Origin of the sequence: Streptomyces viridosporus, assembly GCF_002078235.1 — a bacterium.
GTDB classification, from domain to species: Bacteria; Actinomycetota; Actinomycetes; order Streptomycetales; family Streptomycetaceae; genus Streptomyces; species Streptomyces viridosporus.
The window spans coordinates 1-25,847 of the sequence record NZ_MSGP01000039.1 but is presented as its reverse complement, the minus strand read 5'-3'; the positions used below and the strand labels follow the sequence as shown (position 1 = coordinate 25,847).

19 protein-coding genes and 3 pseudogenes are annotated in these 25,847 nt (G+C 73.2%); 15 read left to right on the top strand and 7 right to left on the bottom strand.

The window, feature by feature from the left end:
• Positions 1-10 precede the first annotated feature (10 nt).
• Positions 11-73, top strand: a pseudogene (locus B7L92_RS43825) (hypothetical protein); the annotation flags it as partial.
• Positions 74-111: 38 nt separating this feature from the next.
• Here the strand turns inward: B7L92_RS43825 and gnd are convergent.
• Positions 112-1,017, bottom strand: a pseudogene (gene gnd, locus B7L92_RS02865) (NADP-dependent phosphogluconate dehydrogenase); the annotation flags it as partial.
• A 365-nt stretch (positions 1,018-1,382) separates the two neighbouring features.
• Here gnd and B7L92_RS02860 point away from each other — a divergent pair.
• A complete protein-coding gene (locus B7L92_RS02860) occupies positions 1,383-2,645 on the top strand; it encodes a transglycosylase family protein (protein ID WP_081235925.1) in 1,263 nt (420 codons plus the stop codon).
• On the opposite strand, the gene B7L92_RS02855 is transcribed toward B7L92_RS02860, so the two are convergent.
• Positions 2,635-3,780 carry a DMT family transporter gene (locus B7L92_RS02855; protein WP_174703919.1) on the bottom strand — a complete coding sequence of 382 codons (1,146 nt, stop codon included), beginning with the start codon at positions 3,778-3,780 and terminating at the stop codon, positions 2,635-2,637. The genes B7L92_RS02860 and B7L92_RS02855 overlap by 11 nt on opposite strands.
• A gap of 524 nt (positions 3,781-4,304) precedes the next feature.
• Here B7L92_RS02855 and glgA point away from each other — a divergent pair.
• From glgA to B7L92_RS02825, 5 genes are all read left to right on the top strand, one after another.
• Positions 4,305-5,456, top strand: coding sequence for a glycogen synthase (gene glgA, locus B7L92_RS02845; protein ID WP_081235922.1), 1,152 nt, complete (start codon positions 4,305-4,307; stop codon positions 5,454-5,456).
• A gap of 51 nt (positions 5,457-5,507) precedes the next feature.
• A complete protein-coding gene (glgC, locus tag B7L92_RS02840; RefSeq protein ID WP_081235921.1) occupies positions 5,508-6,728 on the top strand; it encodes a glucose-1-phosphate adenylyltransferase in 1,221 nt (406 codons plus the stop codon).
• 238 nt (positions 6,729-6,966) lie between these two features.
• Entirely contained in the window at positions 6,967-9,597 is a 2,631-nt protein-coding gene (locus B7L92_RS02835) for a PA14 domain-containing protein (protein ID WP_081235920.1), read from the top strand.
• 287 nt (positions 9,598-9,884) lie between these two features.
• The gene (locus tag B7L92_RS02830; RefSeq protein ID WP_081235919.1) at positions 9,885-11,303 is read left to right on the top strand and encodes a wax ester/triacylglycerol synthase family O-acyltransferase; all 1,419 of its coding nucleotides are present in this window, start codon (positions 9,885-9,887) and stop codon (positions 11,301-11,303) included.
• Between the two features lie 158 nt (positions 11,304-11,461).
• Entirely contained in the window at positions 11,462-12,937 is a 1,476-nt protein-coding gene (locus B7L92_RS02825; RefSeq protein ID WP_081235918.1) for an SDR family NAD(P)-dependent oxidoreductase, read from the top strand.
• A 27-nt stretch (positions 12,938-12,964) separates the two neighbouring features.
• Here B7L92_RS02825 and B7L92_RS02820 read toward each other — a convergent pair whose 3' ends face one another.
• Positions 12,965-13,414, bottom strand: coding sequence for a hypothetical protein (locus B7L92_RS02820; RefSeq protein WP_081235917.1), 450 nt, complete (start codon positions 13,412-13,414; stop codon positions 12,965-12,967).
• 475 nt (positions 13,415-13,889) lie between these two features.
• Here B7L92_RS02820 and B7L92_RS02815 point away from each other — a divergent pair, with 475 nt between their 5' ends.
• The gene (locus B7L92_RS02815) at positions 13,890-14,099 is read left to right on the top strand and encodes a hypothetical protein (RefSeq protein ID WP_081235916.1); all 210 of its coding nucleotides are present in this window, start codon (positions 13,890-13,892) and stop codon (positions 14,097-14,099) included.
• A 53-nt stretch (positions 14,100-14,152) separates the two neighbouring features.
• The gene (locus B7L92_RS02810; protein WP_081235915.1) at positions 14,153-14,635 is read left to right on the top strand and encodes a GNAT family N-acetyltransferase; all 483 of its coding nucleotides are present in this window, start codon (positions 14,153-14,155) and stop codon (positions 14,633-14,635) included.
• 15 nt (positions 14,636-14,650) lie between these two features.
• Here B7L92_RS02810 and B7L92_RS02805 read toward each other — a convergent pair whose 3' ends face one another.
• The 4 genes and pseudogenes from B7L92_RS02805 to B7L92_RS02795 form a co-directional block, all read right to left on the bottom strand.
• On the bottom strand, positions 14,651-15,076 hold the full coding sequence (locus B7L92_RS02805; protein ID WP_081235914.1) for a VOC family protein: 426 nt from the start codon (positions 15,074-15,076) through the stop codon (positions 14,651-14,653).
• Between the two features lie 239 nt (positions 15,077-15,315).
• Positions 15,316-16,956, bottom strand: a complete 1,641-nt coding sequence (locus B7L92_RS41520) for an amidase family protein (RefSeq protein WP_170102169.1) — start codon at positions 16,954-16,956, stop codon at positions 15,316-15,318.
• Between the two features lie 147 nt (positions 16,957-17,103).
• Positions 17,104-17,244, bottom strand: a complete 141-nt coding sequence (locus tag B7L92_RS44030) for an MFS transporter small subunit (RefSeq protein WP_497590768.1) — start codon at positions 17,242-17,244, stop codon at positions 17,104-17,106.
• Positions 17,216-18,553: pseudogene (locus tag B7L92_RS02795) on the bottom strand (OFA family MFS transporter); the annotation flags it as partial. The gene B7L92_RS44030 and the pseudogene B7L92_RS02795, both read right to left, overlap by 29 nt.
• Before the next feature lie 168 nt (positions 18,554-18,721).
• On the opposite strand from B7L92_RS02795, the gene B7L92_RS02790 reads away from it, so the two are divergent.
• From B7L92_RS02790 to B7L92_RS02765, 6 genes are all read left to right on the top strand, one after another.
• Positions 18,722-19,693, top strand: a complete 972-nt coding sequence (locus B7L92_RS02790; protein WP_081235912.1) for a 2-dehydropantoate 2-reductase — start codon at positions 18,722-18,724, stop codon at positions 19,691-19,693.
• Positions 19,690-21,609 carry a molybdopterin oxidoreductase family protein gene (locus tag B7L92_RS02785; RefSeq protein WP_081235911.1) on the top strand — a complete coding sequence of 640 codons (1,920 nt, stop codon included), beginning with the start codon at positions 19,690-19,692 and terminating at the stop codon, positions 21,607-21,609. The genes B7L92_RS02790 and B7L92_RS02785 overlap by 4 nt, the downstream gene beginning before the upstream one ends.
• Before the next feature lie 6 nt (positions 21,610-21,615).
• The gene (locus B7L92_RS02780) at positions 21,616-23,439 is read left to right on the top strand and encodes an NAD(P)H-dependent oxidoreductase subunit E (protein ID WP_081235910.1); all 1,824 of its coding nucleotides are present in this window, start codon (positions 21,616-21,618) and stop codon (positions 23,437-23,439) included.
• Complete coding sequence (locus B7L92_RS02775) at positions 23,436-24,296, top strand: 2Fe-2S iron-sulfur cluster-binding protein (RefSeq protein WP_081235909.1); 861 nt, start codon at positions 23,436-23,438, stop codon at positions 24,294-24,296. Before B7L92_RS02780 ends, B7L92_RS02775 begins: the two co-directional genes overlap by 4 nt.
• 14 nt (positions 24,297-24,310) lie before the next feature.
• The gene (fdhD, locus tag B7L92_RS02770; RefSeq protein ID WP_081235908.1) at positions 24,311-25,159 is read left to right on the top strand and encodes a formate dehydrogenase accessory sulfurtransferase FdhD; all 849 of its coding nucleotides are present in this window, start codon (positions 24,311-24,313) and stop codon (positions 25,157-25,159) included.
• Positions 25,160-25,420: 261 nt separating this feature from the next.
• On the top strand, positions 25,421-25,847 hold a 427-nt coding region (locus B7L92_RS02765; RefSeq protein WP_497590767.1), incomplete at its 3' end, for a DUF5005 domain-containing protein.

The window sequence follows — 25,847 nt, the reverse complement described above, 5'->3', positions numbered from 1 at the left end:
GGCCTACCAGCTGCTGCGCGACGTCGCCGGGTACTCGCCCGCACGGATCGCGGAGATCTTCCGCACCTGGAACACCGGCCGGCTGGACTCGTACCTGATCGAGATCACGGCCGAGGTGCTCTCCCACGTGGCGTGGCCGGACAGCGAGCGGGCGAACACCGCCTCCGCGATGCCGGACACCGGCACGCCCAGGTCGAGCGCGATCTGCACGGTCCAGCGGCCGGTGCCCTTCTGCTCCGCCTGGTCCACCACCACGTCCACGAACGGCTTGCCCGTGGCCGCGTCCACGTGGGAGAGCACCTCGGCCGTGATCTCGATCAGGTACGAGTCCAGCCGGCCGGTGTTCCAGGTGCGGAAGATCTCCGCGATCCGTGCGGGCGAGTACCCGGCGACGTCGCGCAGCAGCTGGTAGGCCTCACCGATCAACTGCATGTCGGCGTACTCGATGCCGTTGTGGACCATCTTCACGAAGTGGCCGGCGCCGTCCGGGCCGACGTGCGTGACACAGGGCGCGCCGTCGGCCGCCTTGGCGGAGATCTTCTCCAGCATCGGGCCGAGGGACCCGTACGACTCCTTCGACCCGCCCGGCATGATGCTCGGCCCGTTGAGCGCGCCCTCCTCACCGCCGGAGATGCCGGTACCGACGAAGTGGATCCCCTTCTCGCGCAGCTCGCGCTCCCGACGCCGGGTGTCGGCGAAGTGGGCGTTGCCACCGTCGATGATCATGTCACCGGGCTCCAGCAGCGGGGCGAACTCCTCGATCACGGCGTCCGTCGGCTCGCCCGCCTTCACCATGACGACCAGGCGCCGCGGGCGCTCCAGCGCCGCCACGAACTCCTTGGCCGTCTCGGCCGCCACGAAGCCGCCCTCGTGCCCGAACTCCTCCACCAGCGCATGCGTGCGCGCCGCCGTCCGGTTGTGCACCGCGACCGTGTAGCCGTTGCGGGCGAAGTTGCGCGCGAGGTTGCGGCCCATGACCGCGAGACCCGTGACGCCGATCTGCGCTGAACTGCTCATAGGGTTGGCTCCTAGTGCCCTTGGTATCGGTACTGCCGGGGTGTCGGTGCTGCCGGCCGGCGCCCGTCAGTCCTGCCGTCAACCATCCTGACGTGCCGTACTTCCGTCCGCACGCGCGGGTCGTGCGACCCCCCGCGCAAGCACATACGAGCGAAAGCCCCCGTGCGCTCAGCCGGTGCACGCGGACGCGTGCCCGCGGACGGGCGCACCCGCCCGCGCGTGCGGTGCACGGGGCGGCAGACGGGGCGCAACTGAGCGAAAATTACCGGCCACTTGGCGCAACCGTGCGGCCGATACGCATCTTGTCCCGGGCAGTTCGCAACGCTTACTTTTGCCCCTCCTGACGCATTGTCGAGGGGGGCTCCATGGCCGTGCGCGGCCGGCACCGCCGGTATCAGCCGAACAGGATCAACCGCGCCTCGCTCACCGTCACCGCGGGCGGTGCCGGTATGGCGCTGCCGCTCATGGGCGCCGGCACCGCCCAGGCCGCCGACGTGGGGACCTGGGAGAAGGTCGCCGCGTGCGAGTCCAGCAACGACTGGGACATCAACACGGGCAACGGCTACTACGGCGGGTTGCAGTTCACCCGGTCCACGTGGGAGGCGTTCGGCGGCACCCGGTACGCGCCGCGCGCGGACCTGGCCACCAGGGACCAGCAGATCGCGATCGCCGAGAAGGTGCTCGACGGCCAGGGGCCCGGCGCCTGGCCGGTGTGCTCGGCCCGGGCCGGACTGACGAGGGGCGGCGACACCCCGGACATCCGGCCGGCCACCGACCGGAGCGACCGGAGCGGCGGGAAGAGCGGGAAAAGTGGGAAGACCGACGGCGGCGACCGGAAGGCCGGCGGCGGGAAGAGCGGCCGGTCCTCCGTCGAGGACGTGAAGCCGCACACCACGCCCCAGTCCCGGGCGGGCCGCGCCGAGACGTACACCGTGGTCCGCGGCGACACCCTCTCCGGCATCGCGCGGGACGAACGCGTCCGGGGCGGCTGGAAGGGCCTGTACGAAGCCAACCGCTCGGCCATCGGAGCCGACCCCGACCTCATCCTGCCCGGTCAGCGGCTCGCCCTGCCCGAGCCGTCGGGCACGGTGGCGAGGACACCGGCCGGGAAGGCCTCGAAGGCACCGGAGAAGCCGTCGAAGCGGGCCTCCGGGACGGCGGAGAAGAAGACCGCCCCGCAGCGCACCGAGGACCGGGCCGACCGCGCCACCAAGAAGGCCGGCGGCACCCTGGTCGCCCCGGTCGGCGGGGCCCTCGGCACGCCGTACCACAAGGCCGGGTCCGCCTGGTCGAAGGGCTACCACACCGGGATCGACTTCCCCGTGCCCACCGGCACGTCCGTGAAGTCGGTCGCGGCGGGCCGCGTCGTCGGCGCGGGCTGGGAGGGCTCGTTCGGCTACCAGGTGGTCGTCCGGCACGCCGACGGCCGCTACAGCCAGTACGCGCACCTGTCGGCGATCTCCGTGAAGAGCGGCCAGTCGGTCGCGGCCGGCCAGCGCATCGGCCGCTCCGGTTCGACCGGGAACAGCTCGGGCCCGCATCTGCACTTCGAGGTGCGGACGGGGCCCGGTTTCGGCTCGGACGTCGACCCGGTCGCCTATCTGCGGGCGGGCGGCGTCAGGATCTGACGCGCGTCCGGTGCCGGGCCACCGGCACCGGCACGTACGGACCGCCGTGGAAGGGCCCGTACGACACCGGCGGCACCGGGACGGGCTCCGTCCCGCCCGGCGCCCAGGACGCCGGCGCCGGGAGCGGCACGCGTACGCGTACGTCCTCGGGGAGCTCGAGTCCGGCCAGCAGCCGTTCGGCGGGGTCGGCCCCCGGCGCCGCGGTCACCACGGACCGGGCGGCGGGGACCGCCTCGGGCACGGACTCCGGCAGGAAGGCGGGAAGGGCGGGCCCGGGCCGGGCGGCCGCCGTCCGCTGCTGCTCGCGCGCCAGCCGCTCCGTCGTCAGCAGGATCAGTCCGCCGGCCGCGACCACACCGCAGCTCAGCGCGAGCGCCGTGCCCGTCGTGCCGTGGCGGAAGGTCTCGCCGAACATCGTGATGCCGACCGCCGCCGCCACCACCGGGTTCACCACCGTCAGCGTCGCCAGCGGCGCCGCGAGCCCGGCGCCGCGGTAGGAGGCCTGGGACAGGAGCATGCCGGCCGTGGCCAGCACGCCGATCACCGCGAGGGACGGCAGGTCCGCCGCCGAGACCCCGCCGGTCCAGTCGACCGCGACGGTCTTGGTGAAGACGGAGGACATGCCGAACGCGACACCGGAGGCGGTGGCCAGCAGGATGCTGCGCACCGCGGGATGCCGGTGCGCGGTCCGGGCCGCGATCATCAGTGCCACCACCGCGGCGGCCGTGACCAGGGCCGCCGCCACCCGCTGGGCGGTGTCCAGCGACTGCGCGTCGGACGCGCCGACCAGGGAGAGCAGACCGGCGAGGCCCACGCTCGCCATGAGGGCGCCGCGCCACGCGGTCGCCCCGGCCCTGCGGCCCACGAACAGCGCGGCCATGGGCAGCGCGAACACGATGGTCAGGGCGCCCAGCGGCTGGACGAGGCTCAGCGGGCCGTAGGCCAGTGCCACCACGTGCAGCAGTCCGCCGAGGCCGTTGAGCGCGACGGCCGCCCACCAGCCCGGCCTGCGCAGCGGCGCGTACTGCTGCTCACCGGGGGAGGACACCGCGACCTGCTCCTGCACGATCGCCCCGCCGGCGTACGCCACGGCGGAGACGAACGACAGCAGCACGGACAACGCGAGGGCGCTCATCGGCTGCTCCTCTGCGTGAGGTCCGGGCGCGGAACCCGGCGCGGCGAACGGTCGGCTCTCATGGACAACACGATGCCCTGTCCCGCTGTTCCCGTCGTCGTCCTTGAGCACCCAATTCGTCCTCCTGTCGGTGGAGTACGACGACGACCCCGTCATCCCCAGGGTGTGCACCCGCGGCGGGAGGGTCCCCGATTGCTCCCCCTAGGGGGCTCGGCGCTCCGGCGCGCCGCGGGTTTCGGATCCCGTCCCGCCGCCCCGCGCGGCCCCGGCGGCCGTTCCGCCGCTGCCCGCTCCCGCACGGGTGCACACGGCTGTACACGGCGCAACGCCCGGACGCCCACGGCGACTTCCCGGCCGCGCGGACGTGTACGGTACCGGGCCCCGGCCCGCGGCTGCCGCATCACCGGGTGCCCGGCGGGGGCGTCCGCGGCGCCCGCGGCTTCCCGCGCCCGTCCCGCTCTTCCCCCGCGCGCCCCGTATGGGCGACCATGAGGGGAACGTCCGCTCAGACAGGGGGTTCACGGGTGCGAGTGGGACTGCTGACCCGGGAGTACCCCCCGGACGTGTACGGCGGCGCCGGGGTCCATGTGGAGTTCCTCGCCCGGGAGCTGCGGCCCCTGGTGGACCTCCGGGTGCACTGCTGGGGCGAGGGCCGCACGGACGGCGTGCTGCGCCACCGGCCCTGGTCCGCGCTCGACGGCGCCAACGACGCGCTGCGCGCCTTCTCCGTGGACCTCGCCATGGCCGCCGCCCTCCAGGGCAGCGAACTGGTCCACTCCCACACCTGGTACGCCAACCTCGGCGGCCACCTCGCCAAGCTGCTGCACGGCGTCCCGCACGTGGTGACCGCCCACTCCCTCGAGCCGCTGCGCCCCTGGAAGGCCGAGCAGCTCGGCGGCGGCTACACCCTGTCGAGCTGGGCCGAGCGCACCGCCGTCGAGGCCGCCGACGCGGTGATCGCCGTCTCCGGCGCCATGCGCGAGGACATCCTGGCCTGCTACCCGGCGCTGGACCCCGGCCGGGTGCACGTCGTGCACAACGGCATCGACACGAACCTGTACCGCCCCGATCCCGGCACCGACGTCCTGGACCGGATCGGCCTCGACCGTTCCCGCCCGTACGTGCTGTTCGTCGGCCGCATCACCCGCCAGAAGGGCGTGCCCCACCTGCTGCGGGCGGTCCGCGGCATCGACCCGGCCGCGCAGGTGGTGCTGTGCGCGGGCGCCCCGGACACCCCCGAGATCGACCGGGAGTTCCGCGAGCTGTACCGGGAGCTGAGCCGGATCCGTGACGGAGTGCACTGGATCCCGCGGATGCTGCCGCGCCCGGAGGTGATCCAGCTCCTCACGCACGCCACCGTGTTCGCCTGCCCGTCGGTCTACGAGCCGCTCGGCATCGTCAACCTGGAGGCGATGGCCTGCGGCACCCCGGTGGTGGCCTCCAGGACCGGCGGGATCCCCGAGGTCGTGGAGGACGGCGCGACCGGGGTACTCGTGGAGGTGGACGACGACTTCGAGACGGGCCTCGCGCGCGCCCTCGACTCGGTCCTCGGGAACCCGGGCACCGCCCGGCGGATGGGCGAGGCGGGGCGGGAGCGCGCGGTGGGGGAGTTCGGCTGGGACGCGGTGGCCCGCCGTACGGTCCGGCTCTACGAGGAGGTCCTCAAACAGGCTTAGCCCCGCCCGTCCGGGGCAGGGTTGGGAAAATTCGGCGTGAGGGGAGCGGCCATGCGTCGTGGTGGTCCTTCGATCCTGGGAATCGTGCTCGCGGGCGGCGAGGGCAAGCGCCTGATGCCCCTCACGGCGGACCGCGCCAAACCGGCGGTCACCTTCGGCGGCACGTACCGCCTGATCGACTTCGTACTGTCCAACCTGGTCAACGGCGACATCAAGCGGATCTGCGTGCTGACGCAGTACAAGTCGCACTCGCTGGACCGGCACATCACCACCACCTGGCGGATGTCCAGCCTGCTCGGCAACTACGTCACCCCGGTCCCCGCCCAGCAGCGCCTCGGCCCGCACTGGTACCTGGGCAGCGCCGACGCCATCCTGCAGTCACTGAACCTGATCTACGACGAACAGCCGGACCACGTGGTGGTGTTCGGCGCCGACCACGTGTACCGGATGGACCCGCGCCAGATGCTCGCCCAGCACATCGAGAGCGGCGCCGGCGTCACGGTCGCGGCGATCCGGACGCCGCGCTCGGAATCCGCCGCCTTCGGCGTGATCGTCCCGGGCCCGGACGGCCGGACCGTGGAGCGCTTCCTGGAGAAACCCGCCGACCCGCCCGGCCTCGCCGACGCCCCCGACTGCGTGTTCGCCTCCATGGGCAACTACGTCTTCACCACCAAGGCCCTGATCGAGGCGCTCCAGCGGGACGCCGAGGACGAGGACTCGGCGCACGACATGGGCGGCTCGATCCTGCCCCAGCTGACCGAGCGGGGCGAGGCGCACCTGTACGACTTCAGTACCAACCACGTGCCCGGCGAGACCAGCCGCGACCAGGGCTACTGGCGGGACGTCGGCACGCTGGACGCGTACTACGAGGCCCACATGGACCTGATCGCCGAGCGCCCCGCGTTCAACCTCTACAACCGGCAGTGGCCCATCTACACCCACTCCGGCCAGCTCTCGCCCGCCCGCTTCAACGCCGGCGGCATGGCGAGCGAGTCCATCATCAGCGCCGGCTGCCTGATCCGGGGCCAGGTCACGCGGTCGGTGCTGTCGCCGGGCGTGGTGGTCGAGCCCGGGGCCGTGGTGCAGGGCTCGGTGCTGCACGACAACGTCCACGTCGGGCGGGGCGCCGTGGTGCGCGGGGCGGTGCTCGACAAGAACGTCGAGGTGCCGCCGGGCGCGGCGATCGGCGTCACCCCGGAGCGGGACGCGGCGCTCTACACCGTGTCCAAGGGCGGGGTGATCGCGCTGGGGAAGGGGCAGCGGGTGCCGTAGCGGCGCCGCGTGCGCGTGGGGCCCCGGTGAGGCGTGGTGGCCGCCGGGGCCTTTGTCATGTCCCTGGACGGCTGACGGAATCCGTGCTGTTATGTCAACAACTGTTGGTGACAACGTTGTAGAGCACCATGCAGCGCACACAACAGAACACCGCACACAGCGGAAACCGGGACAGACCGAGCACTGAGCACCGAGTACTGAGCAGCGAGCCGTCACCTTCCTCACCGACGGAGGATCCGTGCGCACCAGACGACTCAGAGACCGTTTCGCGCTTCTCCTGGCCGCCGCACTGGGAGTCACCGGACTCACCGCGACCGGCCCGACCGCGAGCGCGGCGGAGGACGACCCGGTGGAGATCCACGGCCTGAAGGGCGAGTACTACACCCACTCCGCCCCCGGCGCCTTCGACTTCCACGAGCTCAAGGCCACCGCCTTCGACACCCACATCGACTTCGACAACCTGGAGCCGCGCCTGAACGTCACCACCGGCCGGTCGGACGACGTCAGCGTCCGCTGGACCGGGAAGATCGTGCCGGAGAGGACCGGCGCCCACACCTTCTCGATCATCGGCGACAACGGCTTCCGCCTGTGGATCGACGGCCGCCTCGCCATCGACCACTGGGTCGACGACTGGGACCGCGAACAGACCGCCGAGCCGATCGAGCTGACCGCGGGCCGCGCCTACGACATCAAGGTCGAGTACTTCGAGCACTACGGCGGCTCCAACCTCCACCTGCGCTGGACCGAACCCGGCGGCACCAAGGAACCCGTCCCGCAGTCGGCGTTCCGCCTCCCCGACGGCTTCGACTACGACGGCGCCCTCGCCGCCACCGTCCTCGCCTCCGGCCGCACCCTGAAACTCGACTTCCCGCAGCGGCTCGCCACGCCCCCGGCCGGCTTCACCGACCACCTGAACGCGGTGATCGGCGGCGCCGAGTGGCCCCTGAAGTCGGCGAAGCCCGACCCGGCCGACCCCAGGGCGCTGCTCGTCACCCTCGCCGAGCCCGTCGTCGGCAACAAGACCGGCACCGCCCGCGGCCGCGCCGACGTCCGCTACGACGGGCAGGGCGGTCTGGCCGCCGCCGGCGGCGACCCCGTGGACGCGTTCCTGAGCAGCGGCCCCAACCGCTCCACCCACGAACTGCGCACCGAGTGGGCCGACGAGGTGGGCCCGGACAACGCCCTCCCCGAGTACCCGCGCCCGCAGCTCACCCGCGAGGACTGGGTGAACCTCAACGGCCGCTGGCAGTTCGCCGCCGCCGAGGAGGGCGAGCGGCCGCCCGTCGGGAAGACGCTGAAGGAGCGCATCCTCGTCCCGTACCCGGTGGAGTCCCAGCTCTCCGGGATCCAGCGGCACGAGGACCGCATGTGGTACCGCCGCACCTTCACCGTCCCCCGCGACTGGCGCATCGGCTCCGACCGGCGGCTGCGGCTGAACTTCGGCGCGGTCGACTGGCGCTCCGAGGTGTACGTCAACGGCACGAAGGTCGCCACGCACGAGGGCGGCTACGACAAGTTCAGCGCCGACGTCACCGACGCGCTCGTGCCCGGCCGGACCCAGGAGCTCATCGTCGGCGTGTACGACCCCACCGACGCGGCGAACGGCGAGAACCCGCCGCTCGGCAAGCAGCGCCTGGACCCCAGCGGCATCTGGTACACGCCCAGCTCGGGCATCTGGCAGACGGTCTGGATGGAGCCGGTCGCCCGCGACCACGTCGACTCCCTCAAGCTCGTCCCCGACGTGCCCGGCGAGCGGCTCACGGTGGAGGCGAAGGGCGTCCGGGACGGCGTGCCGATCACGGCGACCGCGTACGACGGACGGCGCAAGGTCGCCACGGCGAGCGGCCGCACCGGGAAGCCGCTGACCCTGAGGATCAGGGACCCGCGCCTGTGGTCGCCCGACGACCCGTTCCTGTACGACCTGAGGGTGACCGTCGGCGCCGACCGCGTCGGCAGCTACTTCGGGATGCGCTCCGTCGGCGTCGAGCAGGTGGACGGCGTGCCGCGCACGGTCCTCAACGGCGAGCCGGTCTTCCTGATGGCCACGCTCGACCAGGGCTTCTGGCCCGACGGCCTGCACACCGCGCCCACCGACGAGGCCCTCGCGTACGACCTGCGCATGCACAAGGAGCTCGGCTTCAACTCCGTGCGCAAGCACATCAAGGTCGAACCGGACCGCTGGTTCTACTGGGCCGACCGGCTGGGGCTCATGGTGTGGCAGGACATGCCCTCCATGACGGCCGGGGTGAACCCGGGCGCCGAGGCCCGTGCCCGCTACGAGCGCGAGATGAAGCAGATGATCGACGAGCACCTCAACAGCCCGTCGATCGTCATGTGGGTCACCTTCAACGAGGGCTGGGGCCAGTACGACGTGGGCCGCATCGCCGAACAGGCCAAGGCCTGGGACCCCACCCGCCTGGTCAACAACCAGTCGGGGCTCAACCTCGGCGCCGACGGGAACGCCGGCGACATCATGGACGAGCACGGCTACCCCAGCCCGGCCCTCCCGCCCCGCCCGGACGGCAGGCGCGCCCTGGTCACCGGCGAGTACGGCGGCCTCGGCCTCGCCGTGCCCGGGCACGCCTGGTCGGTGCAGATGTCGTACATCGACGTCGACCCGAAGACCTACACCGACGACTACCTCACCAAGCTCGACGAGGTGCGCGCGCTGGTGTGCCGGGGCAGCAACGGTGCCGTGTACACCCAGATCACGGACGTCGAGGGCGAGCTCAACGGTCTGCTCACCTACGACCGCCGCGTCGTGAAGCCGGACGTGGCCCGGGTGAAGGCGGCGCACGACGCCCTGATCCGGGAGGCCTCCCTGGCGCGGCCCGCGGGCTGCGCGGCCGCGGAGGGCGCCGTGCGATGAAAGGTTCCTCCGGCGGCCCGCACCCGTCCGGGTGGCGTCCATCCCCCCGGCGGGCGCCGACCGCACCGCTGTAGCCCCGTAGGTCACCCGCGTCCCGCCCCTTCCGCCGCACGGTGGAAGGGGCGGAGACGTCACATAGTGTTAACTGTGCGTATCCGGATCGTACTTGACCGTAATCGGCCGGAGGCGATTGACTGCTGATCCGTTCCGCGCCCGATCCGACCCGTACGGCCGCCCTGTCCGGCCGTCCCGCCCGAGCCGCCCCGCCGCCGATGAGAGGCAAGCCCGTGACCGCAGACCCGCTCGCTCCTCTCGACCTGGCGTTCTGGAACCTGGAGTCCGCCGGTCACCCCATGCACCTGGCGGCGCTCGGTGTCTTCGCGGCCCGCTCGCCCTCCGCCGCCGCCCACGCGGCCGACCTGCTCGCCGCCCGGGCCGCCGCCGTACCCGGACTGCGGATGCGCATCCGGGACGTGTGGCAGCCGCTCACCGCGCGGCCGCCGCTGCGGCGCCCGTGGCCGGGCCCCGGCGAGTCGCTCGTCTCGGCCCTGCGCCGTCCGCTCGCCTCCGCCCTGCGCGGGTCGCTCGCCTTCGGCGGCGCCGAGCGGGAACCCGACCCCGGTTTCGACCCCCTGGACCACATCCGGCTGCACCCCCCGGCCGCCGACTTCCACGCCGAGGCCGGGCGGCTCATGGAACGCCCGCTGGAGCGCAGCCGGCCGCCCTGGGAGGCCCATGTGCTGCCGGGACGGGACGGCGCCTCGTTCGCGGTGCTGTTCAAGTTCCACCACGCCCTCGCCGACGGACTGCGCGCCCTCACCCTGGCCGCCGCGCTGATGGACCCGATGGACCTGCCCGCTCCCCGGCCCCGCCCGGCCGAGCCGCCGCGCGGGATGCTCCCGGACGTGCGCAGGGTGCCCGAACTCCTCCGCGACGCCCTGTCCGACGCCGGGCGGGCCCTGGACATCGGCGCCGCCGTCGCCCGGTCCACCCTCGACATGCGGTCCTCGCCCGCGCTCGGCTGCGCCCCCAGCGGCACCCGGCGCACCGCCGGCGCGGTGATCGACCTCGACGACGTGCACCGGATCCGCAAGAGCGCCGGCGGCACCGTCAACGACGTACTGATCGCGGTCGTCGCCGGCGCGCTGCGCCGCTGGCTCGACGAGCGCGGCGACGGCAGCGAGGGTGTCGCCCCCCGCGCCCTCGTCCCCGTCTCCCGGCGCCGGCCGCGCACCGCCCACCCGCAGGGCAACCGGCTCTCCGGGTACCTGCTGCGGCTGCCCGTCGGCGAGCGGGACCCGCTCGCGCGCCTCGCCCTGGTGCGCACCGCCATGGACCGCAACAAGGACGCGGGCCCCCACCGGGGCGCGGGTGCCGTCGCCCTGCTGGCCGACCACGTGCCGCCGCTCGGCCACCGGCTCGGCGGGCCGCTGCTCGGCCAGGCGGCCCGCCTCTGGTTCGACGTCCTGGTCACCAGCGTGCCGCTGCCCGGCTTCGGCCTGAGGCTCGGCGGCGACCCGCTCGGCGCGGTCTTCCCGCTCGCGCCGCTGGCCCCCGGACACTCCCTCGCGGTCGCGGTCTCCACCTACCGCGGGCGCGTCCACTACGGTCTGGTCGCCGACGGCGCGGCCGTCCCCGACGTCGACCGGCTGGCCCGCGCGATGTCCGAGGAGGTGCAGACGCTGCTCACGGTCTGCGACACCTGACCGCCGCGCCCGGTGACCTGCCCCTCCCCGGGGCGCTCCGGCCGGTGCGGCCCACCCGGGCGGGTTTGGCGCTGCGGCCCGGTGCTCCGTAAAATCCCCCGTTCGACAGCGGGCGCGACCGGAGCGCCGCGAGGGCAGAGCAGGGAACGGCAGCGGCGATGACGGTGACAGAGGACGGCCCCCGGGCCACGGACACGGTGGCGTACGGGCCCGGCATCGACCCGGAGCGGCTCGCCGTCTGCCTCGGCGTGATCGAGGAGCTCGACAAGCTCGACGTCGACCACCCCGACGCGATCAAGGTGCGCCGGGCCACCTCGCACCTCTACCGCATGGTCAAGCAGCGCCGTCGCCAGGAACGCCGGGCCGCCAAGACCGCCCACGACCGCGAGGTCACCGAGGCCACCGCGACCGGCTCCGCCCAGCGCATCGACGACGAGACCGAGGGCGTCCTGCCCTCCTCGCGGATCGCGCCGGGCCAGATCGCGGGGATACTCCAGCGCCCCCGCTCCTGCTACGTCTGCAAGACCCGCTACGTCGAGGTCGACTACTTCTACCACCAGCTCTGCCCGAAGTGCGCCGTCGAGAACCGGGCCCGGCGCGACGCCCGCGCCGACCTCACCGGCAAGCGCGCCCTGCTCACCGGCGGACGCGCCAAGATCGGCATGTACATAGCGCTGCGGCTGCTGCGCGACGGCGCGCACACCACGATCACCACCCGCTTCCCGAACGACGCCGTCCGCCGCTTCAAGGCCCAGCCCGACAGCGACGAGTGGATCCACCGGCTGAAGATCGTCGGCATCGACCTGCGCGACCCCGCCCAGGTCGTCGCGCTCGCCGACTCGGTCGCCGCCGCCGGTCCGCTGGACATCCTGATCAACAACGCCGCCCAGACCGTACGGCGCTCCCCGCAGGCCTACAGCGAGCTGGTCACCGCCGAGTCCGCCCCGCTGCCCGCCGGTGAACTGCCCGCCGCCGAGGTGATCGGCACCTTCAACTCCGGCGCGGTGGCCGAGCTCCCGGTCGCCGGGGGCGGCGCGCTCACCGCGCAGGACGTCACCGGCCTGGCGCTGGTCTCCGGGTCCGCCTCCCTCGAGCGCATCGCCGCCGGTACCGCGATCGACGCCGGCGGTCTGGTCCCGGACCTGCACGACACCAACAGCTGGGTGCAGACGGTGGAGGAGGTCACCCCGATCGAGCTGCTCGAGGTCCAGCTCTGCAACTCCACCGCGCCGTTCCTCCTCATCAGCCGGCTCCGCCCGGCCATGGCGGCCTCCCCGGCCCGGCGGACGTACATCGTGAACGTCTCCGCCATGGAGGGCGTCTTCGCCCGCGGCTACAAGGGCGCCGGCCACCCGCACACCAACATGGCCAAGGCCGCCCTGAACATGCTCACGCGCACCAGCGCCCAGGAGATGTTCGACAAGGACCGCATCCTGATGACGGCCGTCGACACCGGCTGGATCACCGACGAGCGTCCCCATCCGGACAAGGTGCGCCTCGCCGAGGCCGGCTTCCACGCCCCGCTCGACCTGGTCGACGGCGCGGCCCGCGTCTACGACCCCATCGTCCGCGGTGAGGCGGGCGAGGACCTGTACGGCGTCTTCCTGAAGGACTACGCGCCCGGCAAGTGGTGACGGGGAGGGACTGAGGCCGACAGGCCGTCAGTCCACCGCCCCCAGCCGTGAGTTGCGCGCCGCCAGCAGCTCCAGCACGGTGCGCCAGTCCTCCAGGACCCCGGCGTCGAAGCAGGCGGTGCGGGCCTCCTCGTCCGCCGCGCGCAGGGCGAGGAGGTCGTCGTCGGCGGGGAGGTCGCTCCGGGGGTGGCGGCGTACCAGACCGGCGACCCGCTCGCCGAGCAGGGCCCGGACCGCGTCCGCCGCACGGTCGGCCCGTTCCGCCGGCCCGCCCGGCCACAGCGGCAGGCCGACGGGCCGCACCAGGCCGGCCACCTGGAGCTCCTTGTCCGCGGGCCGGCCGCGGCGGAGCAACGCGGCGGTCCGCAGCGCGTGGTCGTGGGCGTCGACCGCGGTGCCGCCCCTGCCCGGCACCGTCCGGGTGCCCCGGCACGCGTGCAGCAGGTCCATCAGCTCCTCGACGGTGCGCAGCTCCATGCGCCGGTCCTCCCGGGAGACAGCCGTTGCCGTGCGGCAGCAGACCATGACGAGCTTGCGCGTCGGCCAACGGGGCCTGAACTTCGCCCTGACCGCGCGGTCTTCTCGAGAACGTCGACGCCCTGTAGTCCGAATGAGTGACTGAACGCACGTGCGCCAGTGGCGACATAAGGGCATATTGGGGGTCAACCCGCACTGCTGGACACATGATTGTTACCCACGGTTTTCAGCCCCATCGAGCGGGGTGCCGCTCATTTGGTTAATCTGATGCGGACGGACAGCAGCAAAGGGTCCTACCCACACCCACGGTCCGTCATGGGACAAGCCGGTTCACAACGGTCTGCTCTCCCTCGAGTCGCCGGCGCCACCGCGTCCGAATCACTATTCGACCCAGGCCCAGGCGGACGTCGGGCGCACGGTGCGGCAGGACCGGCGCGGCACGTCCCGAGGGTGACCGACACATAAGGAGTGCGCGGTGACACCGGAGATGACGAATCGAGAACAGCGCCCGGAGGAACCTCCGGAGCACGCGGGCCGCCGACCCGGGCAGCTCGGCGGCCTGGACGTGTGGCCCCGGTCGGCTCCGATCCGCAGCCTGGACGTGTGGGCCCGGTCGGCTCCGATCCGCCTCGCGGGCTACGAGGACGACCTCGCCGAGCCCCACATCCTCCCCAGCGTCGACTGACGCCGCCGTCTCCCCGCGCTCACCGGACACAGGGGCGTGCCAGACTCGCGCCCATGCAGATCAGGGAAGCCGCCGCTGACGACTGGCCGCGCATCTGGCCGTTCTGGCACCGCATCGTCGCCGCGGGCGACACCTACACATGGGACCCGGACACCTCCGAGGAGGACGCCCGGGCCCTGTGGATGAACCCGGCGAAACAGGTCTACGTCGTCGAGGACGACACCGGGGCCGTCGTCGCCTCCGCCTACCTCACCCCCAACTACGGTGGCCCGGCCGCCCGGATCGCCAACGCCGGTTTCATGGTCGACCCGGACCGGACCGGCCTGGGCCTCGGCCGTGTCCTGGCCGAGCACGTCCTGGCCGAGGCCCGGGCGGCCGGCTACCGGGGCATGGTGTTCAACGCCGTCGTCGAGACCAACCCGGCCGTGAAGCTGTGGACGTCGCTGGGGTTCGAGATCCTCGGGACGGTTCCCGAGGCGTACGAGCACCCCCGGCACGGCCGGGTCGGGCTGCACATCATGTACCGGGCGCTGTGACCGGAGGTCCCCTTCCTACGGCCGGACGTAGGGCCGGGTCATGATCTCCATGTTGTGGCCGTCCGGGTCGTCGAAGTAGGCGCCGCGACCGCCGAACAGGTCGTTGACCCGGCCGGGCTCGGTGTGGCTCGGATCGGCGTAGTAGGTGACCCCGACCGCCTCCAGGCGGGCGATCATCGTGTCGAACTGCTCCTCGGGCACGAGGAACGCGTAGTGCTGCGCCTGTATCGGCCGGTCCCGCTGCTCGTAGTAGTCGAGCGTCACCCCGTTGCCGAGGTCGACGGGCAGGAACGGCCCGAACGGGGCGCCGACCTTCAGGCCCAGGATCGTGGCGAGGAACTCCGCCGACAGGTGCCGGTCGTGGGCGAGGACGACGGTGTGGTTCAACTGGACGGTCCGGACCGGCGGTTCGGCCGTGGACGCGTGCTGTGCTTCGGGCATGGCTGGATTCGGCTCCGGGATGTCGTGCGCCTCGGGTGTGTCGCGGAAGAGGCGCGGTGGAGGAAATCAAGGAAACAGAGAAACGGGGGAACGGGGGAGCGCGGAGAAGAAGGCGGGGCGCGTGCCCTCCCCGGCTCCCGGCCCGGTCCGGGCGGGAGGGGCTCCACCGGCCTCACTCCGAGGCCGGGAGCGCCTCACGTGTATGGCCCACGGCCGACCCGGCAGTCACCCGGCCGACTCTAGGCACTCGCCGCGGACCGCGGCAACGTCGTTTCCGGCCCGATCCGCCGGACGCCCTGGTCCAGGGGCGCGGTCCGGCGCCACGGGTGCCGCTGTTCCAGCTGCCCGGCGATCTCCAGCAGATCGGCCTCCGACCCCGGGCGGCCCACCAGCTGGACCGCGCAGGGCGCGCCGGACGGCAGGGTGCCGAACGGCACGGACATCGCGGGCCAGCCCGTCAGGTTCCAGGGCGGGGTCAGCGGCGAGTACGCCGAGTTGGCGGCCACGTTCCGCAGCCAGCCCCGCTCGTGCCAGGGCCCCGCCTCGGGGGAGCGGCGGGCCAGCGCCGGGGTGAGCAGGACGTCGTGCTCGGTGAAGAACGGCTCCAGCCGCTGCCTCAGCCGCTCCCGGCCGGTTCCGGAACGCACGGTGTGCTCGCAGCGCCGGCCGATGGCCGCGTGCACCCGGGTGCGCCGCGTCAGCAGACGGGCGTCGAGACCGCGTGCGTCCACGGCCGTCCCCGCCGTCCAGTGGGCCAGCGCGGTCACGCCCAGCGACACCGGATACGGCGGATCGGCCCGCCGCACCTGGTGCCCGGCCTTGATCAGCACCCCGGCGGCCTCCCGGACGGCCGCCGCGTACGGCTTGGTCACGGTGACGCCGGCCAGCGGGCTGCGCAGGGACACGGCGATCCTGTGGGTGGCGGCCCCGGGGCGGCGCACGGCCCCGGGGCCGGCGAGGACCGCGAACACCAGACGGGCGTCCTCGACCGTCGTGGCGAGCGGCCCGTTCTCCGACATCCCGAACCAGTCGCCGTCCCCGATGCCCGCCGGCACGACCTTGCGGCCCGGTTTGATGGTCACCAGACCGCAGTTGGCGGCCGGTATGCGCAGCGAGCCCATGCCGTCGTTGCCGAGGGCGATCGGCACCATCCCGGCGGCGACGGCGGCGGCGCTGCCCCCGGACGAACCGCCCGCGCTGCGCGCGGGGTCCCAGGGGTTGCGGGCGGTGCCGTGGACGCCCTCGGTGGTGCCGAAGACGCACAGCTCCGGCACGTTCGTCAGCCCCACGACCACCGCGCCCGCCGCCCGCAGCCGGGCCACCGTCTCGTGGTCCCGCTCGGCGGGCGTGTCCGGGGTCGCGGCGGACCCGACGCGCATGCTCTCACCGCGCACGGCGAGGTTGTCCTTGACGGCCACGGGCACTCCGGCCAGGGGCAGTTCCCCCAGATCGGTGCGGGCGGCCACCTCGTCGGCCTCGGCGAGCGCGGCCCCGGCCCGCACCGCGTGGTCGGCGGTGGCCAGCGCGTGGGTGAACCCGGCGCAGACCACGTTGACGTCCAGCACGGCCGGCCCGGGCATGTCGAGGCGTGCGGCGACCCGGGCGGCCATGTTGGGCGAGCGGTCGATCGCGGTGGACGTGGCGACCAGCACCAGGTCGATGTCGGCGGGTGTCCGGCCGGCCGCCGCGAGCGCCTTGGCGGCGGCGTGCGCGGCCAGTTCGTCGACCGGCTCGTCGGGCCCCGCGACGTGACGGGTGCGGATGCCCACCCGGCTCGTGATCCACTCGTCGCTGGTGTCGACCATGCCCGCCAGGTCCTCGTTGGTGAGCACCCCGGCGGGCTGGTAGTGGCCGACGGCGACGATGCGCGAGCCGATCATGGGTGGATCCCCCTCGTGGTTCGGTTGCGGGATGCACCAGTCTGATCAGTGACTCACGGGTACGGGGGCAGGTGAAGTGACAGGAATCGGGTGTCGGGCTTGTCGGCTTCGGTCAGGCCCCCGCGCACGACCGCCCGGGGCCCGCGGTCACCCGGTGAACAGCTGCGCCGCCTTCCGCACGAGCTCGTAGAGGCCGTAGGCGAGCGGCACCCCCACCCACAGCCAGGCGAAGGCGATCAGCCCGCGACGGCCGGGGCTGGGCGGGCTCTGACTGCTGTCGCCGGTCATCGGCGGCCTCCTTCGGGGCCTCGGGGCCCGGGACGTGGTGGCGGGGGTGGACGGGCCGGACCAGTTCGTTGGCGACGAAGCCGGCGACCAGTAGCCCGATCATGATCAGGAACGACAGCCCGTACAGCGACGAGCCGTGCCGGCCCGCCTCCTCCTGGCGGTCGGCCACCCAGTTCACGATCAGCGGCCCGAGCACGCCGGCCGTGGACCAGGCGGTGAGCAGCCGCCCGTGGATCGCGCCGACCTGGTAGGTGCCGAAGAGGTCCTTCAGATACGCCGGGACCGTCGCGAAGCCGCCCCCGTAGAAGGAGAGGATCACCAGCGCGCACAGCACGAACAGCGGCTTGGAGGAGTCGCCGAACAGGGCGATCAGCGCGTACATCAGCGCGCCGGCGCCCAGGTAGAGGCGGTAGACGTTCTTCCGGCCGATCAGGTCGGAGGTGGACGACCAGCCGATGCGGCCCGCCATGTTCGCCGCCGACAGCAGCGCGACGAAGCCGGCCGCGGCCGTCGCCGAGACCGGCGCGGAGGTGTCGGCGAAGAAGTCGGTGATCATCGGCGCGGCCTTCTCCAGGATGCCGATGCCGGCGGTGACGTTCGTGCAGAGCACGACCCACAGCAGCCAGAACTGCGGGGTGCGCACCGCGGCGCGGGCCGGGACCTGCGGCCCGGTGGGCACGGCCGGACCGCCCGCCGCCGGCCGCCCGGTGCGCGGCACCCGCACGAGCACCACGCCGAGCAGCATGAACACCGCGTAGGTCAGCCCGTGCACGAGGAAGGCGAGCGCGATGCCGGCGTTGTCGGCGCCGAAGGACTCGAGCATCCGCGCCGACCAGGGCGAGGCGATCAGCGCGCCGCCGCCGAAGCCCATGATGGCGATGCCGGTGGCCATGCCGGGCCGGTCCGGGAACCACTTGATGAGCGTCGACACGGGCGAGATGTACCCGATGCCGAGGCCGATGCCGCCGACGAAGCCGTAGCCGAGGACGATCAGCCAGTACTGCCCGGTGGCCGCGCCGAGGGCGGAGAGCAGGAAACCGGAGGAGAAGCAGACCAGGGCGACGGTCATCGCCCAGCGCGGGCCGTTGCGTTCGACCAGTGTGCCGCCGAAGGCGGCGGACAGGCCGAGCATGACGATGCCGAGCTGGAAGGGCAGCGCGCTCTGGGTGCCGCTGAGGCCCAGCGCGGACTCGAGCGGCGGCTTGAACACGCTCCACGCGTAGGCCTGGCCGATGGAGAGGTGGACGGAGAGGGCGGCGGGCGGAACCAGCCAGCGGCTCCAGCCCGGGGGTGCGGTGGGGGGACTCATGGGTCCCCAACCGTAGGGAGGGGCGGGGCTGTTGAGAAGGCGGTTGAGCAGACAACCACTGGTACTGCACAAAGCCTTGCTGGCATAACCTCCATACTGTAGACAATATTTCGTCGACAGAGTCAGTGGTTCCTCGGTATCCCTCGACCGGACGGAGCTCCCATCGCCATGAAAGTCGCAGTCCTCGGCGCCGGGGCGATCGGCGCCTACGTCGGTGCCGCGCTCCACCGTGCGGGCGCCGACGTGCATCTCATCGCCCGTGGACCGCACCTGGCGGCCATGAGGCGGTACGGAGTACGGGTGCGCAGCCCCCGCGGCGATTTCACCGCCCGCCCCCGTGCCACCGACGACCCGGCCGAAGTGGGCCCCGTCGACTACGTCTTCCTCGGGCTGAAGGCCCACTCGTACGCGGCGTGCGGGCCGCTGGTCGAGCCGCTGCTGCACGGCACCACGGCGGTGGTGGCCGCCCAGAACGGCGTCCCCTGGTGGTACTTCCACCGGCACGGCGGACCGTACGACGGCCGCCGCCTGGAGAGTGTGGACCCCGGCGGCGCGGTCAGTGCGGTGCTCGCGCCCGAACGGGCCGTCGGCTGCGTCGTCTACGCGGCCACCGAACTCGAACAGCCCGGTGTCGTGCGCCATGTGGAAGGCACCCGGTTCTCGATCGGCGAACCCGACCGCAGCGTCTCCGCGCGCTGTCTGGCGCTGAGCGAGGCGATGCGGGCGGGCGGTCTGAAGTGCCCGGTCGAGCCGGACCTGCGCAACGACATCTGGCTGAAGCTGCTGGGCAACATCTCCTTCAACCCGATCAGTGCGCTCGCGCGCGCCACCATGCGGCAGATGTGCCTGCACGGCGGCACCCGGGAGGTCATCGGGACGATGATGGCCGAGACGCTGGCGGTGGCCCGGGCCCTCGGCTGCGAGGTCGGCGTCTCCGTCGAGCGCCGTCTGGCCGGCGCCGAGCGCGTCGGCGACCACCGCACCTCCACGCTCCAGGACCTGGAGCGCGGCAAGCCGCTGGAGCTCGACGTCCTGCTCGCCGCGGTCGTCGAACTGGCGGGGATCACCGGTGTGGAGGTGCCCACCCTGCGCACCGTGCACGCCATCTCGGACCTGCTCGCCCTGAGGAGCGCCGCATGAGGAAGCGTCAGCCGAAGACCTACACCCGGCTCACCCATCCCCTGGTCAGGGACTCCCGGGACGAACCGTTCCGGCGGGCGACCTGGGAGGAGGCCCTGGACCGGACCGCCCGCGGACTCGGCGCCGCGCGCGGCGCGTTCGGGATGTTCTCCTGCGCCCGCGCGACCAACGAGATGAACTACGTGGCGCAGAAGTTCGCCCGGGTCGTCATGGGCACCAACAACGTCGACTCGTGCAACCGCACCTGCCACGCGCCGTCCGTCGCCGGCCTGTCGGCCGCGTTCGGCTCCGGCGGCGGGACGTCGTCGTACGAGGAGGTCGAGCACACCGACGTCATCGTGATGTGGGGCTCCAACGCCCGCTTCGCGCATCCGATCTTCTTCCAGCACGTGCTCAGGGGCATCCGCAACGGGGCCCGGATGTACGCGGTCGACCCGCGCCGGACGTCCACCGCCGAGTGGGCGGAGAGCTGGCTCGGGCTGAACGTCGGCACCGACATCCCGATGGCGCACGCGATCGGCCGCGAGATCATCCACGCCGGCCTGGTCGACGAGGCGTTCGTCCGGCGGGCGACCACCGGCTTCGAGGAGTACCGGGCACTGGTCGAACCGTGGACGCCGTCCCTCGCCGAGAAGGTGACGGGCGTACCGGCCGCCGCCGTACGGGAGCTGGCGCACGCCTACGCCCGCGCCGAGCGCGCCCAGCTGTGCTGGACCCTCGGCATCACCGAGCACCACAACGGCACCGACAACGTCCGCGCCCTGGTCAACCTCTCCCTGCTCACCGGCCACGTCGGCCGCTACGGCTCGGGCCTGCAGCCGCTGCGCGGCCAGAACAACGTGCAGGGCGGCGGCGACATGGGCGCGATCCCCAACCGCCTGCCCGGCTTCCAGGACATCCTCGACGCGGACGTCCGGCTGAAGTTCGAGTCCGCCTGGGGCACCACCGTCCAGCCGCGCTACGGGCTGAACCTGACGGAGATGTTCGAGGCCATGGAGGACGGTTCGCTGCGGGCCGTCTACTGCATCGGCGAGAACCCGGCCCAGTCGGAGGCGGACGCCGGGCAGGCCGTACGGCGGCTGCGGTCGCTGGACTTCCTCGTCGTGCAGGACATCTTCCTCACGAAGACCGCCGAACTGGCGGACGTGGTCCTGCCCGCGACCGCCGGCTGGGCGGAGACCGAGGGCACCACCACCAACAGCGAGCGGCGGGTGCAGCGCGTCCGCCGGGCCGTCGCCCCGCCCGGCGAGGCGCGCGAGGACATCGACATCATCTGCGACCTCGCCGCCCGCCTCGGCCACGACTGGAAGTACGCCGACGCCGAGGCCGTCTGGAACGAGCTGCGCTCGGTCTCCCCGGACCACTACGGCATGACGTACGAGCGGCTGGAGGAGCACCAGGGCATCCAGTGGCCGTGCCCCAGCACCGACGCGATCGAACCGACCTACCTGCACGGCAGGTTGTGGGAGAAGGACCCGGTGCGGCGGGGCCGGCCCGCGCCGTTCGGGCTCGTGCGGCACGACCCGCCGGTCGACCTCACCGACGAGGAGTACCCGATCCGGCTCACCACCGGGCGGCGGCTCGACTCGTACAACACCGGTGTGCAGAGCGGCGGTTTCCCCTCTCCGCTGCGTCGCGGCGAGCACGTCGAGCTGTGCCCGGAGGACGCCGAGCGGTACGGCGTCGTGGTCGGCGAGGAGGTGCGGGTGTCCTCGCGGCGCGGGTCCGTGCTGGCGCCGGTGTGGATCGACACCTCGCTGCGGCCGGGGCTCGCGTTCATGACGTTCCACTTTCCCGACGAGGTGGACACCAACCGGCTGACGATCGAGGCGAACTGCCCGATCGCGGGGACGGCGGAGTTCAAGGCGTCGGCGATCCGGATCGAGAAGCTCCCGGCTCCGACACACGTGAGGTGAGCGACCGTGGACCTGCACTTCGGCGACAGCGAGCCCACCGACGAGGAACGGGCGGCCGTCGACGCGCTGCTCGGGCCCCCCGAGTCCTCCTGGGAGGGCGCCGACCGCTCCGACACGGACCTCAGGTGGGCCCGCGGCGGACGCGAGGCCCGCGACCGGCGCGACCTGCTGCTGCCGGGCCTGCACGCCGTCAACGACCGGGTCGGCTGGATCAGCGAGGGCGCCCTGAACTACCTGTGCCGCCGGCTCACCGTGCCGCCGGCCGAGGCGTACGGGGTGGCCACGTTCTACGCGATGTTCTCGCTCCGGCCGCGCCCGGCGACCGTGCTGCACGTGTGCACGGACCTGACGTGCGCGGCGGCCGGGGCGGACGACCTGTGCGCCGGGGCCGAGGCGCGGCTCGGTCCCGGCAGCGGGGTGGCCGTGGAACGCAGCCCCTGCCTGGGCCTGTGCGAACGCGCCCCCGCGGCGCTCGCCGTCAGGGCCGGGGACCCGGCGCGCACGGCGGTGTCGGCGCCGGCGACGGTGGCGGCCGCCGTGCGCGCGGCGGGCGCACCGGACGCGGCGCCCGCGGAGCCGCCGGCGGTGACGGCGGTGCCGCAGGCGGGCGACCCGTCGCTGACCCTGCTGGGCCGGGTCGGCGTGGTCGATCCCGCGTCGCTGGACGACTACCGCGCGCACGGCGGCTACACGGCGCTGCGCCGGGCCTTCGCACTGGGGCCCGCCGGGGTGATCCGGGAGGTCACCGACTCGGGTCTGGTCGGCCGCGGGGGCGCCGCCTTCCCCACCGGCCGCAAGTGGCAGGCCACGGCGTCCCGGCCGGACCGCCCGCACTACCTCGTGTGCAACGCCGACGAGTCCGAGCCCGGCACCTTCAAGGACCGGGTGATCATGGAGGGCGACCCGTACGCCCTGGTGGAGGCGATGACGATCGCCGCCTACGCGACCGGCGCGCACACCGGCCACCTCTACCTGCGCGGCGAGTACCCGCGGGCGCTGCTCCGGATGCGCCACGCCGTCGACCGGGCGCGCGCCCGCGGTCTGCTCGGCGACGACATCCTGGGCCAGGGCTACGCCTTCGACATCGAGATCCGGCGCGGCGCCGGCGCCTACGTCTGCGGCGAGGAGACCGCGCTGTTCAACTCCATCGAGGGGTACCGGGGCGAGCCCCGCTCCAAGCCCCCGTTCCCGGTGGAGAAGGGCCTGTTCGGCAAGCCGACGGTCGAGAACAACGTCGAGACGCTGGTCAACGTGCTGCCGATCCTCACCCGGGGCGCACCGGCGTACGCGGCGACCGGCACCCCGGACTCCACCGGCACCAAGCTGTTCTGCGTGTCGGGCAGCGTGGAGCGGCCCGGGGTCTACGAGGTGCCGTTCGGCACCACGCTGGGCGGGCTGCTGGAGCCGGCCGGGGTGCGCGAGGGGCTGCGGGCGGTCCTGCTCGGCGGGGCGGCCGGCGGTTTCGTCCGCGCCGACGAGCTGGACATCCCGCTCACCTTCGAGGGCACGCGCGAGGCGGGCACGACACTCGGCTCGGGGGTCGTGATGGCCTTCGACGACACGGTGCCGCTACCCCGCCTGCTGCTGCGCATCGCCCGGTTCTTCCGGGACGAGTCGTGCGGGCAGTGCGTGCCCTGCCGGGTGGGGACCGTGCGCCAGGAGGAGGCGCTGCACCGCATCGTCGAACGCACCGGTGCCGACGCCGCCGGTGACATCGCCCTGCTGCGCGAGGTCGGCCGCGCGATGCGGGACGCCTCGATCTGCGGTCTGGGGCAGACCGCGTGGAACGCCGTGGAATCCGCCATCGACCGTCTGGGGGCGTACGAATGACCGTGACACCGCTGGGTATCCCCCGCCGTCTGCTGGAGTTCACCCTCGACGGCGAGCCGGTCCGGGTCCCCGAGGGGACGACGATCCTGGACGCCTGCCGGGCGGCGGGCAAGGACGTCCCGACCCTCTGCGAGGGCGACACGCTCCGGCCGAAGAACGCCTGCCGGGTCTGCGTGGTGGAGGTCGAGGGCTCGCGCACCCTGGTCCCGGCCTGCTCGCGCAGGGCCGAGCCGGGCATGGAGGTGCGCACCGGCACCGAGCGGGCCCGGCACAGCCGGAAGGTCGTCCTCGAGCTGCTCGCCTCCTCGGTCGACCTGTCGACCACCCCCCGGGTCGCCGGGTGGCTCGAGGAGTACGGGGCGGAACCGGACCGCTTCGGCCCGGACGCCGCCCGCCTCGGCGAGGAACCGAGGATCGACAACGACCTGTACGTGCGCGACTACGACAAGTGCATCCTCTGCTACAAGTGCGTGGACGCCTGCGGCGAGCAGTGGCAGAACACCTTCGCGATCTCGGTCGCGGGGCGCGGCTTCGACGCCCGGATCGCCGTGGAGCACGACGCCGCGCTGACCGACTCGGCGTGCGTGTACTGCGGGAACTGCATCGAGGTGTGCCCGACGGGCGCGCTGTCGTTCAAGTCGGAGTTCGACATGCGGGCGGCGGGTACGTGGGACGAGTCGAAGCAGACGCGGACGACGACCGTGTGCGCCTACTGCGGCGTGGGCTGCAACGTCACCCTGCACGTGCAGGACAATGAGATCGTGAAGGTCACCTCGCCGCACGACAACCCGGTGACCCACGGCAACCTGTGCATCAAGGGACGCTTCGGCTACCAGCACGTACAGAACCGGGACTGATCAGGACTGGGGACATGGGACGAGTCACGGAACGACGCAAGGTGATCCGCATCCGGGACGGGGTGGTGTCCAGCCGCCCGGACACGCTCGTCACCGAGGAACCCCTGGAGATCCGGCTGAACGGCCGGCCGCTGGCGATCACCATGCGCACCCCGGGGGACGACTTCGCGCTGGCGGCCGGGTTCCTGGTGAGCGAGGGCGTCCTGGCCGGCGCGTCCGACCTGCAGAACATCGTCTACTGCGCCGGGGCGACGGCCGACGGGTCGAACACCTACAACGTGGTGGACGTGAGGACCGCGCCCGGCGTGGTGATCCCGGACATCACGCTCGAGCGCAACGTGTACACCACCTCGTCCTGCGGCCTGTGCGGCAAGGCGAGCCTGGACGCGGTGCGCACCACGACCCGCCACCCCCTCGCCGACACTCCCCCGCTGCGTCTGACCCCGGAGCTGCTGGCGGCCCTGCCCGACCGGCTGCGGGCGGCCCAGCGGGTCTTCGACCGCACCGGCGGTCTGCACGCGGCGGCCCTGTTCGACGAGGAGGGCGAGCTCCTCGACGTGCGCGAGGACGTGGGCCGGCACAACGCGGTCGACAAGCTGGTCGGCCGTGCCCTGCAGGACGGGAGGCTGCCGCTGTCGCGGACGGTCCTCATGGTCTCCGGCCGTGCCTCCTTCGAACTGGCGCAGAAGGCGGTGATGGCCGGCGTCCCGGTGCTGGCAGCCGTCTCGGCCCCGTCGTCCCTGGCGGTGGACCTGGCGGCGGAGACGGGGCTGACGCTGGTGGGCTTCCTTCGGGGAAGTTCCATGAACGTGTACGCGGGGGAGGACCGCATCGCCCTGCGGGCCGCGGCCGCCCGGGGCTGACCGGCCCCCGCGACACGGCGGCGGGGCCCCTGCCGGCGGGGAGCGCCCCCTGCGCCGCGGGGCTCCGCCTCAAGGACCGCAGGACCGGCGGGGAGCCGGCCTCGGTTCGTGGGTCTTCGTGGGCCGGTGGGAGGCCGACCCCCGAGTCGTGAGACCGGTGATGAACCGGCCCCCGAGGCGTGAGGTCGCCGAAGAGCCGATCCCCGGGGCGTGCCCCTGCCCCATGGACCGGAGCCACGTCGGCCACTAACGTCCCGGAGCGTGCCCGACGACGCAGCACGCGCACGACGACGGACGGGGACCGGGATCGGCCTGCTGCTGGCCCTGGTCCTCGGGGCGGCGCTGCTCACCGCGCTCCCGGAGGACGACGACCACCCGCGGGACGGCACCGCCTGCACACCGCGCACCGTCGCCTCCTGGTCCGCCGACACCGCCCTCACCTCCGAGTTCGCCCGCTACGGCGACGACGCCACCCGCACCGACGACTGGACCGGCGGCGACGGCACCCACTCGGTGCGGCTGCCCGACGGCCGGCTGCTGTGGCTGTTCTCCGACACCTACCTGGGCCGTGTGCACCGCCCGCCCAACCCGGTCGGCGAGTCCTCCGCCTGGCGGGACGTCACCGCCCCGCTGGTGCGCAACTCGGCGGTGCTGATGCGCGACGGCCGCCTGGAGCGCACCCTCCCCG